The sequence below is a fragment of the Mariprofundus erugo genome (assembly GCF_005818865.1).
In the GTDB taxonomy this organism is placed as follows: Bacteria; Pseudomonadota; Zetaproteobacteria; order Mariprofundales; family Mariprofundaceae; genus Mariprofundus; species Mariprofundus erugo.
This window is the reverse complement of the sequence record NZ_VBRY01000008.1, coordinates 37,449-49,237: the sequence shown is the minus strand read 5'-3', so window position 1 is coordinate 49,237 and position 11,789 is coordinate 37,449. Positions and strand designations below refer to the sequence as shown.

The following is an 11,789-nucleotide window of genomic DNA, read 5'->3' as shown; positions in this document are numbered from 1 at the left end:
CGGCGAGCTTACACCCGCCGCTCCCTTGATAACACCCTTACAACTTACTTTCTCTCTTTGTCGTCCACGACTTCAGCATCGACCACATCGGCGTCGCGCGCTGCATTACCACTGTCAGCAGCACCTGCTGCTGCCTCGGCGGCACCGCCCTCATCCTGCTGCATATGCTGATAGATCGCCTCACCCAGCTTCTGGGACTTCTCGGCCAGATTCTGCTCGGCTTTCTCGATCGCAGCAGCATCTTCGCTTTCGATCGCCGTCTTCAGCTCGCCCAGTGCATCCTCGATCTGCTTGCGGGTTGCCTCATCCACCTTGTCACCATGCTCCTTAAGGGAGCGCTCGGTTGAATAAACAAGGGCATCTGCACGGTTTTTAGCCTCGATCTGCTCACGCTTCTTCTTGTCTTCCTCGGCATGAGCCTCGGCATCGCGCTGCATCTTCTCAACCTCTTCCTTGGACAGACCGGAACCGGATTCGATACGAATCGAGGTCTCCTTACCGGTACCCTTATCCTTGGCATGCACATGCATGATGCCGTTGGAGTCCACATCGAAGGTCACCTCGATCTGCGGCATGCCACGTGGTGCCGGTGCAATACCTTCCAGATTGAACAGACCCAGCTGTTTGTTGGCCGAGAAGATATCGCGCTCGCCCTGTGCCACCTTGATGGTCACTGCAGTCTGATTGTCGGCAGCAGTGGTATAGGTCTGGCTCTTCTTGGTTGGAATCGTGGTGTTCTTTTCGATGATCTTGTTGAACAGACCACCTTCCACCTCGATACCGAGAGAGAGCGGGGTTACGTCCAGCAGCAGTACGTCGGTCACTTCACCGGTCAGTACAGCGCCCTGAATGGCAGCACCGATCGCAACCACTTCATCCGGATTCACACCCTTGTGCGGCTCGCGACCGAAGAAAGCCTGAACCTTCTCCTGCACCAGCGGCATACGGGTCTGACCACCGACCAGTACGACCTCATGAATGTCCGAGGCCTTGACGCCGGCATCCTTCAGAGCCTGACGGCAAGGAGCCAGCGAACGCTCAACCAGGTCACTGACCAGACTTTCAAACTTGGCACGGGTGACCTTGATCAACAGATGCTTCGGACCTGATGCGTCGGCGGTAATAAATGGCAGGTTCACTTCGGTCTGCTGGCTGGAAGAGAGCTCGATCTTGGCCTTTTCAGCCGCCTCTTTCAGACGCTGCAGCGCCAGCTTGTCGGCAGTCAGATCAACACCGTGCTCCTTCTGGAACTCACCGGCCAGATACTTGATCAGTACCTGATCGAAATCCTCACCACCGAGGAAGGTATCACCGTTGGTCGATTTCACTTCGAATACGCCGTCACCGATTTCCAGTACGGAGATATCGAATGTACCACCACCCAGATCGTATACGGCAATCAGGTGATTCTCTTCTGTTTTGTCGAGACCATAGGCCAGCGCGGAAGCGGTCGGCTCATTGACGATACGCAATACATTCAGACCGGCAATCGCACCGGCATCCTTGGTTGCCTGACGCTGTGAATCGTTAAAGTAGGCCGGCACGGTAATCACCGCATCGCGCACGGTCTCACCGAGATAATCCTCAGCCGTCTTCTTCATCTTCTGCAGTACGATCGCACTGATCTCCTGCGGACTCATCTTCTTGCCGTCCACCTCAACCCATGCATCACCGTTGTCTGCCTTGACGATTGGATAGGAAACAAGATCACGATGATGTTTGGTCTCGGATGCGTCGAATTTGCGACCGATCAGGCGCTTCACAGCATAAAAGGTCTTGTCAGGGTTGGTGACCATCTGACGCTTTGCCGGTGCACCGACCAGACGCTCGCCATCCTTGGTAAAAGCCACCACGGACGGAGTCGTGTTATCACCCTCACTATTAGGGATGACTTTCGCCTTGCCACCCTCCATCACCGAAACACATGAGTTAGTTGTGCCAAGGTCAATACCGATCACTTTAGCCATTGTATTCTATTCTCCTATACCCGACTGGGGAACTTTGAAAAAAATTTTCTGTGAAATCGTTTATGGGGTCAGCCGGTCAGGACTTCAACCCCGGTCTATCAACTGATTATTTGGCAGATCCGCTCGACACCAGTACACGGGCCGGCCTGATCAGACGACCATGCAGACTGTAGCCGGGCACATGCTGGGCAATCACCGTCCCCTCAGGCTCCTCACTCGGCATCTGTGAAAGTGCCTCGTGACGGTGCGGATCAAACTTTTCACCTACTGCATCGATTCGCTCAACATGAAAACGGCGCATCATGTCATGCCAGCTGTTCAGGGTCAGTTGCACCCCTTCACGCATACCTGCTTCGTTCCCCTCTTCCACACCCAGGGCACGCTCAAGATTATCCACCACATCAAGCAGACCGGTGGCAAATTTTTCAATACCGAACTTGTGTGCATCTTCGACCTGCCGTTCTCCCCGCTTGCGCAGGTTTTCCATCTCGGCATGGGTCCGCAACAGCTTGTCCTTCAGTTCGGCAATTTCCAGGGCCAGTTGCTCAACCACATCCACTTCGCTCTCCGCACCATTCACGGATTCAGCCGCCTGTGCTGCTTCAGCAACATCTGCCGGCACTTCGCCGCTCTCACTCTGCCGGCCCTTATTCTCTTCGCTCAAGATCATTGCCTCCTAAATGTACTCATAACCCGACAAGCCTTTTCATCACTCCCAATCGCAATCCGGCGACATAAGACCTGCAACGAAAGCCTGTATAGGGACAGCCATTTCGGCTTTCAAGGCCACACCATCAAACAGATGGCATCAGAGAGAGGGATAGCTACACTGCGGCCATGATCCAGATCTGTGTATCCGAACAGATGCTTTACCACCGTCGCCGCACAGGGGTCTGGTACAGTTACCCCGTATCGACCGCGGCCAATGGCACCGGCAACCGCAAAAACAGCCTGCAAACACCGCTCGGCCGCCATCGTATCGAGGCCAAAATCGGCGCTGGTATGCCCCCCCTTACCGCTTTCCGGGCACGAAAAGCATGTGGTATTTTCGATCCTTGCCGCGATGACCCGAAGCTCGACTGGATATTGTCGCGCATCATCCGGCTCGGAGGCTGTGAAACCGGTCGCAACCGGCGTGGCGCCGTTGATACCTTCTCGCGCTATATCTACATCCACGGCACCCATGATGAAGAGAGGCTGGGAACCCCTGCCTCGCACGGCTGCATCCGCATGGCCAACGACGATATCATCGAACTGTTTGAACATGTTGCACTTAAGGAGGCGGTCATCATCCGCGCCTGACCATTCCGGTCCGTATAAAATCCACCTACAATGGCAACATGTTACCGAGCCCCGAACAGGACCATTCTGCCGGCGGAGAGTTCCTCCACCGCCTTGAGACTGAGCCACCCCATGGCTCACGTGTGGAACAGCATCTGCTGCAACTGGCAGCTGCCGCCTGCCAGAACAGAGAGCTGCTGACAGCCATACTCCGTTTTGTCGATGTGTTGCCGGCCCTTGAGAGTAACAGGGCCATTGCGGAGCATCTGGGCCGCTACTTCGCCCATATCAGTACCCCTCTGCCCCCCCTGCTCAAACGGATACTGCGTCATGCCGATCATGGACTGCTTCCCCTGCTGACCGCTCCGCTCGTACGTACACTGGCCAGCCAACTCGGACAACGGTTTATCGCCTGCAGCAATGCGCAACAGGCTCTTGCCACCCTCACACGCCTGCACCAAAACGGCCGCCAGTGCTCACTGGACCTTTTGGGCGAGCAGGTACTCTCGGAGCAGGAGGCTGATCAGCATGCCGCACAATATCTGTCACTGATTCAAACACTGGCCCCTGAACTGACGCGCTCTGGTATACCACTGCACCTGTCGCTGAAAGTATCATCTTTCGATTCTCAACTGAGTCCCGAAGCCGCCAGCGCAAGTGTGGCCCGTATTGTCACCCGACTCACCCCGATTGTCGCTGCCGTGCGAGCCCATGGCGGTGTGCTCATCCTGGACATGGAGCACTACGAAACACGTGAAATCACACTGTCGGTGCTGCGTACCCTGCTGACCCAGTTCACCGGCTTTCACGGGCTTGGTATTGCCATGCAAGCCTACCTGATCGATTGTGAAGAAGAGCTGACCCGGCTGATTGACTGGGCCGAAACCGGCAATCACCGCCTGCATATCCGCCTTGTGCGCGGTGCCTACTGGGACAGGGAGGTCACGGTTGCCATACAAAACGGCTGGCCAATCCCCGTCTGGCCGGACAAGGCGCAGACAGATGCCAGCTTTGCCCGCTGCCTGAAACTGCTGATGAGCCGCCATCCGGTGGTGCACCCGGCCATTGCCACCCACAACCGCGCCAGTATCGCACTGGCGCTGGAGCTGATCCGCTCACACCACCTTGCCCGCGATGCTTATGAGTTTCAGATGCTCTATGGCATGGGGGAGCAGATTCAGCACGTACTTGTCGCCATGCAACAACCGCTGACGATTTATACGCCGGTCGGCGAAATTGTGCCGGGCATGGCCTATCTGGTTCGCCGGATTCTTGAAAACAGTGCCAATGAATCGCTGCTAAGCGATATATTGCGGACAGAAGAGAGCCCCCATAGAGAAACAGATACAGCTGCACCGAAAACAGGTCTGTTCGCACGACAGCCACCCTGGCGCTTCTGCAGCGAAAGCGAGCGCACCGGACTCGGAGAGGCCATCCGCAACCTGCACGCAGATGCAGGCTGGCACAGGCCGATGCTGATCGATGGCTGCGCAGTGCAGTCAGACAGGCAGATCGTTTCGCGCAACCCGTCCGCGCCGGATGAAATGATCGGTACGGTTGCTGCCGCCACTCTCCGGCACGCAGATCTTGCCGTGGAAGCTGCGACTGCAGCCCTGCCGGGCTGGTCGGCCGAAGGTGTTGAGGTACGAGCCGGCATACTGCGCCGCGCTGCCACCCTGTTTGCCGCACAACGCCTGCAACTGACAGCACTGGAGATACTTGAAGCGGGCAAAACCTGGCGTGAGGCCGATGCCGATGTCTGTGAAGCCATCGACTTTCTGCACTACTATGCCGACTGTGCCGAAAGCATGGCTGCCGGTCACTGTTTCGATGTCATCGGCGAGCGCAATCGCTACCAATATCGACCATGCGGTGTCGCCGCCATCATTCCCCCGTGGAACTTCCCGCTGGCGATTGCCACCGGCATGACTGCAGCAGCACTGGTGACCGGCAACACCGTTGTGCTCAAGCCGGCCAGCGATACCCCGCTGCTTGCAGGTGAACTGGTTCAGCTACTGCATCAGGCAGGTGTGCCGGGTGGCGCCCTTCACTACCTGCCCGGCCATGGCAGCGAAGTCGGTGAACACCTGGTCAAACACCCGGACATTCACCTGATCGCTTTCACCGGCTCCCTTGAAGTCGGCCTGCATATCAACCAGGTGGCAGCAGAACAGGCGGCCACCGGCGGTCATATCAAGCGCATCATCTGTGAGCTTGGCGGTAAAAACGCCATCATTGTGGATGATGACGCCGACATCGATGCTGCCATCGCCGGCATTATGGCCAGCGCCTTCGGCTATAGTGGTCAGAAATGCTCAGCCTGCTCACGCGTAATCATCGTCGGCCATCACTATGAACGTGTCATCGAACGACTGGCTCTGGCCACCGGATCACTGATCACAGGTGCGGCCGAACAACCGGAAACATCGCTCGGACCGGTTATATCCATCACCGCAGCCAACCGCATCCGGGCCGTGATTGAGGACGCACGCACACGCCTGCGCCCCGTTGTGATCAGGCAGCCCGCGCCTGGCCCCTGCTTTGTCGGCCCCGCGATTTTTGCCGATGTGCCGGCTGATGATCCGCTGGCGCAGGAGGAGATCTTCGGTCCGGTCCTGGCCATCACAGCAGCCGCCACATTCGCCGAAGCCATCCGGCTGGCCAATCACAGCCGCTATGCTCTCACCGGTGGTGTCTATTCACGCCACCCCGAACACCTTGCCATGGCTGAACGCGAGTTTGCGGCGGGCAACCTGTACCTCAATCGCACCATTACCGGTGCGCTTGTGGGCAGACAGCCATTCGGGGGATTCAAACTCAGCGGCACCGGCTACAAGGCTGGCGGTCCTGATTATCTGCTGCAGTATGTACAGGCCCGTCATATCAGTGAAAACACCACCCGTCATGGCTTTACACCCGCCAACCGGGATCACTGAGTTCAGGAGCATCTGCAAGTAACTACGTCCGGTCGTGATTCAGATGATCCTTTACTGATGACTTCGCAAGAAGTCATCAGTGCGCCCATGGACGGGCGCGCAAATCAGATACTTGCGATGCAAGCATCTGATTTGCAAGGAAAGTGAAAATCACACTTTTCGCTTTCCGTGGAGAAAAAAGGCCAGGATGGACTTTTTGCGAGACCATCTTTACTGCAGTACCGCATCCACATCCGTGATGTTACCACGACGCCAGATCTGCAAATGAACGCGTGCACCTCTTTCATAATCGCTCAACGCAGCCTGTAGTCCTGCCACCGATTTCACTGCCTTGCCATTGATCGACAGCAGAATATCACCGGGGATCAATTCACCCCGATCATTCCGTTCACTGCCGCGCAAACCGGCTTTTTCCGCCGCCGAGCCGGGCTCAATACCCAACACCACCACACCCTCTACCCCCAGCTGACGGGCAGCCAACCGGTTGATCCCGGGATCCATCATAATCCCCAGACCCGGAGGCTCATATTTTCCATGGGCAATCAGCTCCGGCACCACCCGGTTCACCGTATCGACCGGCACGGCAAATCCGATACCGGCATAGGCACCGGAGGGGCTGTAAATCGCCGTATTAATGCCGATCAGACGGCCGGCACTATCCAGCAACGGTCCGCCGGAGTTGCCCGGATTGATCGCTGCATCCGTCTGAATCAGGTGTTCGATGGTGGCTCCGTTCTCTTCGGAAAGCGATCGATCGAGTGCCGACACCAGCCCGCCGGTCAGCGTATAATCAAGGCCAAACGGGTTACCGATCGCAAACACCTTCTGCCCCACCTTCAGGTCATGGCTGCTACCGATCGGCACCGGTGGCGGACGATCAAACGGCACATTGATGCGCAGTACGGCCAAATCCTGTGAAGGGCTGGCACCGACCAGTACGGCATGGTAACTGCGACCGTCGTTGAGCCGGACAATCGCCTCCGAAGCCCCCTCAATCACATGGTTGTTGGTGACGATATGGCCAAGATCATCCCAGACAAATCCGGAGCCACTCCCTTTCGGCACCGTGAATATATTACGACTCCAGAAATCACGTACGCGCTTTTTGGTGGAGATAAACACAACGGCCGGACTGGTCTTTTCAAAAATTTCGATGGTCGCCTGTTCATCCTGCGCCAGCGCCCCGCGTGCCGTCACAGCTCTTGGCTCGGCTCCGAGACCTGCAACCCGGCTCTCAAGCAGTGGCAGAAACTGCCAGACCACCAGCACCAGGATCACGCACCCCGTCAGCCACTTTAATCGATGCAGGAGAGGATCTGTTGGCATGGTTTCACCTCCGGTCAACCGCATGGGCACCACCGCCTTCATAGCCGCTATTGCGGCCCATCCGGCCCGATAGCAGGACAGCCAGACATCCCCTGCCAGCATTTCATGCGGTGCTGTTACAAGGAACAAGTATTCATAGCGAATGCAGGAATCGCAAGAGCGATGGCTGATCAGGGCAGGTGCACACAAAACACCGCTACCTGCAGCGCAATATGATGGGAACGCAAAGGCAAATGCGCGGCCTGACCAGCACGAAATCGAAACATTCAGGTGCTCGATTTAACTCGCGACATCGTACGGCTCACCGGGAGGCGGCATAGCCGTCCAATCCGGCTATGCCGCCGGATTGTGGCATTAGTCCATGACCTGTATCGAAGCGATGAATTCATCAGCGCTTTCTCAAGCTTGCACCCGCCACCATCTGCCGCTGCCAGGGACGTCCAAAATGGCAGCCTGTTTGCCCAAACAGCCATCCGCCGCTATCATCCAGCCCCCAAACAGGAAGGAGCTCTGCCTTGTTCAAACGCGTTTTAGTAGCCAATCGTGGTGAGTGTGCCATTCGAATCATCCGTTCGTGCCGCGAACTGGGTATCGAATCTGTTGCCATCTATTCAGAAGCCGATGCGCATGCCCTGCATGTAAAAAAGGCCGACCGTGCCGTCATGATCGGCCCTGATCCGGTCAAGAGTTATCTGAACATCCATCGAATCGTCAATGTGGCGCTGGATTCCGGTTGTGACGCCGTTCACCCGGGATACGGTTTCCTGTCTGAAAACGAGGATTTTGCCCGCGCTGTCACCGAGGCAGGCATCACCTATATCGGCCCTTCCCCCGATGCGATCCGTGATATGGGCAGCAAAACCAAAGCCCGTGAAACAATGATTGCTGCCGGTGTGCCGGTCATCCCGGGTTCCGACGGTGAGCTGCAGAGCATTGAGCAGGCACTTGAGCTGGCTCATGGCATGGGCTACCCGGTGATGCTCAAGGCTGCAGCCGGTGGTGGTGGTCGCGGCATTCGTCGCTGTGATAATGATGAGCAGCTGCGTGAGTACTATATTGTCACCCAGCGCGAAGCGATGGCGGCCTTCGGCTCGGATGTACTGTTCATGGAAAAGTGCATCATTGAACCGCATCATATCGAGTTCCAGATTCTGGCTGACAGTCACGGCCATATCGTGCATCTGTTTGAACGTGACTGCTCCATCCAGCGCCGTAATCAGAAGCTGATCGAGATTGCTCCGAGCAACTTCCTGACCCCTGAACTGCGTCAGCAGATGGGCGAAGTCGCCATCAAGGCCGCCCGCGCTGTTAACTATGTCAATGCAGGCACGGTCGAGTTCCTCGTCGACAAGGATCGCAACTTCTGGTTCATGGAGATGAATACCCGTCTGCAGGTGGAGCACACCATCACCGAAACGATTACCGGTGTGGACATCGTCTCCCAGCAGATCGCTATTGCCGCAGGTGAACCGCTGCCATTCACCCAGGAAGAGCTGAGCTTCCGTGGTTTTGCCATTGAATTCCGTATCAATGCAGAAGATCCGAAAAACCAGTTCCTGCCCACCCCCGGTCGCATTACCCGCTACATTTCACCCGGCGGCATGGGCGTACGAGTGGATGGCTGCGTTTATGCCGGCTACGAAATCCCGCCCTATTATGATTCAATGTGCGCCAAACTGACGGTTTCCGGCCTCGACTGGAAAACCACCGTGATGCGTGCCCAGCGTGCACTCGGCGAGTACGATATTCGCGGCATGAAAACGACGCTGCCGTTTTATCGTACGATTGCCTCTTCCGAGGTCTTTATGACGGGAGAGTTTGATACAGGCTTTATGGACAAACACCCCGAACTGCTTGACTACAAGGCATATGAACGCCGTGAGGATATCGCTGCAGCCGTTGCCATGGCCATCGCGGTACATGCCGGCCTGTAACCATGCCCTCTCTTCACAGCACGCCAATCACACCTGATGCCAAAATGAGTTTTCTGGAAGGTATAACAATATGAATGCAAAGAAAAAACTGGCGATTACCGAACTGGCCCTGCGCGATGGTCATCAGTCGCTGCTGGCCACCCGCATGCGTCTGGATGACATGCTGCCGATTTGTGAAAAGCTGGATGCCATCGGCTACTGGTCCATTGAAGCATGGGGCGGCGCCACATTTGATACCTGTCTTCGTTACCTGAAAGAGGGCCCATGGGTACGTCTGCGTGAGCTGAACAAGGCACTGCCGAACACACCGATCCAGATGCTGCTGCGTGGCCAGAACCTGCTTGGCTATCGCCACTATGCTGATGACGTCGTGAAAAAGTTTGTCGATATGGCTGCAGCCAATGGTGTGGATGTATTCCGCGTATTCGATGCCATGAATGATCTGCGCAACGTGCGCACCGCCGTCAATCAGGTGAAGGCCAATAACAAGCATGCCGAAGGTACCATCTGCTACACCACCAGCCCTGTACATACGCTTGAGTACTTTGTTGACCTGGGCAAGGGCTTCGAGGACATGGGCTGTGATACGCTGGCCATCAAGGATATGGCCGGCCTGCTTACCCCGAGCGCGACCCGTGAACTGATCACCGCCCTTAAACAGGCAGTCTCCATCCCTCTGCATCTGCACTCCCATGCAACTGCAGGTGTCGCTGAAATCGTTCAGTGGGAAGCTGTGAAGGCCGGCTGTGATATTATCGACACGGCGATCAGCCCGCTTGCAGGCGGCACCAGCCACCCGCCAACGGAAGCAATGGTTGCGGCATTTGCCGGCACCGAATACGACACCGGTCTTAACCTCGTTGCCCTGCAGGAGGTTGCCGCCTACTTCAAGGAAGTGCGCAAGAAGTATGCCCGTTTTGAATCCGATGCCACCGGCGTCGACACCCGCGTATTTGTCAACCAGATCCCGGGCGGCATGATCTCCAATCTTGCCAACCAGCTGCGCGATCAGGGTGCACTTGAGCGGATGGATGAAGTACTGGACGAAATTCCGCGTGTACGCGAAGACTTCGGCTTCCCTCCACTGGTCACCCCGACCAGCCAGATCGTCGGCACCCAGGCAGTATTGAATGTGATCTCCGGCAAGAAATACAAGGTGATCACCAACGAGACACGCGACTACCTGAAAGGTCTTTATGGCCGTGCACTCGGCACCATCAATGAGGATGTACGCAAACTGGCGATTGGTGATGAAGAGCCGGTATGTATCCGCCCTGCCGATCTGCTCAAGCCTGAAATGGATGCGCTCACCCGTGAAATCGGCGACAAGGCCAAATCGGTCGAGGACGTCCTCTCCTATGCCCTCTTCCCGACCATCGCCATGGAATATTTCGATGAGCGGGCAAGCGGCGAGCTCAAGCCTGAACCGCTGAATGCGCCGGCCAGTGAAGGCACTGCACCGGAAGTCATTGCCGCTCCGACCCTCGCACCGACCGAGTTCAACATCACCATTCATGGCGAGAAGTACCACATCAAGATCGAGGGTTCCGGCCACAAGAGCGAAGATATCCGTCCATTCTATGTCAAGGTGGATAACATCCTTGAGGAAGTGACGGTTGAAACGCTGACCGAGGTTGTTCCTACCCATAACGGCAGCATCGATGTACGCAAGGCTTCCAAGGGCTCACGCCGTCCGAAAGCCACCCGCGATAACGATGTCACCACCCCGATGCCAGGGCGCATTGTGGCAGTGAATGTCGCTGTCGGTGATGCTGTCGAGGCGGGTCAGACCGTACTGACCGTTGAAGCCATGAAGATGGAAAATCAGGTACATGCACCGGTATCCGGCACCATTACCGCCATTCATGTGGCTGTCGGTGATAACGTCAATCCGGATGAGTGCCTGATCGAAATCAACTGATCGCGGAGGCTCTGCGATCATTCACTGACTAAAAAGCCCTCTTCATCTGAAGAGGGCTTTTTTTTTGGTGCATCGCGCATGAGCGGGCAATATGGCTGAAGCAGGTTTTTATACCCTGTCAGCGATACGATGCTTTTAAAGCGATACGACCCTACTCTGCCAAAGCAGAGCAGCCCCCTTTCTTTATCGGTAAAGAAAGGGGCGAAAGAAAGCCGCCCCCGATATCTTTGTCCTGCGGATTCCCTCATGCGAGCGATTCACTACAGCCGCTGCATCCGCAGCTTGTTTCTGTAGTGAATCACTCTGTTCGGCAAATCTATAAGGGGGAATGAAGCGGTTTTGCCGCCGCCCGGTGAGCTGCAGGATGCAGTGAGTCAAATCAGACACGCAGGCGTTTGATTTGCAGGCAAAGGCAAATACGCAC

Annotated in this window: 8 protein-coding genes; 4 read left to right on the top strand and 4 right to left on the bottom strand. The window is 56.3% G+C overall.

The window, feature by feature from the left end; genetic code table 11:
• Positions 1-44 precede the first annotated feature (44 nt).
• A complete protein-coding gene (gene dnaK / locus FEF65_RS09205; protein WP_138239520.1) occupies positions 45-1,967 on the bottom strand; it encodes a molecular chaperone DnaK in 1,923 nt (640 codons plus the stop codon).
• A gap of 106 nt (positions 1,968-2,073) precedes the next feature.
• A complete protein-coding gene (locus tag FEF65_RS09200) occupies positions 2,074-2,631 on the bottom strand; it encodes a nucleotide exchange factor GrpE (protein ID WP_138239519.1) in 558 nt (185 codons plus the stop codon).
• A 173-nt stretch (positions 2,632-2,804) separates the two neighbouring features.
• On the opposite strand from FEF65_RS09200, the gene FEF65_RS09195 reads away from it, so the two are divergent.
• Positions 2,805-3,269: a L,D-transpeptidase gene (locus tag FEF65_RS09195; RefSeq protein ID WP_138239518.1), complete on the top strand. Its 465-nt coding sequence runs from the start codon at positions 2,805-2,807 to the stop codon at positions 3,267-3,269.
• 38 nt (positions 3,270-3,307) lie between these two features.
• The gene (locus tag FEF65_RS09190) at positions 3,308-6,184 is read left to right on the top strand and encodes a proline dehydrogenase family protein (RefSeq protein WP_138239517.1); all 2,877 of its coding nucleotides are present in this window, start codon (positions 3,308-3,310) and stop codon (positions 6,182-6,184) included.
• Positions 6,185-6,394: 210 nt separating this feature from the next.
• Here FEF65_RS09190 and FEF65_RS09185 read toward each other — a convergent pair whose 3' ends face one another.
• Positions 6,395-7,510 (bottom strand): S1C family serine protease, encoded by a 1,116-nt coding sequence (locus FEF65_RS09185; protein ID WP_238701310.1) that lies wholly within the window; start codon positions 7,508-7,510, stop codon positions 6,395-6,397.
• Positions 7,511-8,025: 515 nt separating this feature from the next.
• On the opposite strand from FEF65_RS09185, the gene FEF65_RS09180 reads away from it, so the two are divergent.
• Both FEF65_RS09180 and oadA read left to right on the top strand, forming a co-directional pair.
• Positions 8,026-9,444 carry an acetyl-CoA carboxylase biotin carboxylase subunit gene (locus tag FEF65_RS09180; protein WP_138239515.1) on the top strand — a complete coding sequence of 473 codons (1,419 nt, stop codon included), beginning with the start codon at positions 8,026-8,028 and terminating at the stop codon, positions 9,442-9,444.
• A 70-nt stretch (positions 9,445-9,514) separates the two neighbouring features.
• Entirely contained in the window at positions 9,515-11,365 is a 1,851-nt protein-coding gene (gene oadA, locus FEF65_RS09175) for a sodium-extruding oxaloacetate decarboxylase subunit alpha (RefSeq protein WP_138239514.1), read from the top strand.
• A gap of 17 nt (positions 11,366-11,382) precedes the next feature.
• Here the strand turns inward: oadA and FEF65_RS13405 are convergent, their stop codons facing one another.
• A complete protein-coding gene (locus FEF65_RS13405) occupies positions 11,383-11,613 on the bottom strand; it encodes a hypothetical protein (protein ID WP_161595217.1) in 231 nt (76 codons plus the stop codon).
• Positions 11,614-11,789 lie beyond the last annotated feature (176 nt).

Coding starts and splice junctions, on each gene's coding strand:
- dnaK (WP_138239520.1), bottom strand. CDS start 1,967: ATGGCTAAAGTGATCGGTATTGACCTTGGCACAACTAACTCATGTGTT.
- FEF65_RS09195 (WP_138239518.1), top strand. CDS start 2,805: ATGATCCAGATCTGTGTATCCGAACAGATGCTTTACCACCGTCGCCGC.
- FEF65_RS09190 (WP_138239517.1), top strand. CDS start 3,308: ATGTTACCGAGCCCCGAACAGGACCATTCTGCCGGCGGAGAGTTCCTC.
- FEF65_RS09185 (WP_238701310.1), bottom strand. CDS start 7,510: ATGCCAACAGATCCTCTCCTGCATCGATTAAAGTGGCTGACGGGGTGC.
- oadA (WP_138239514.1), top strand. CDS start 9,515: ATGAATGCAAAGAAAAAACTGGCGATTACCGAACTGGCCCTGCGCGAT.
- FEF65_RS13405 (WP_161595217.1), bottom strand. CDS start 11,613: ATGAGGGAATCCGCAGGACAAAGATATCGGGGGCGGCTTTCTTTCGCC.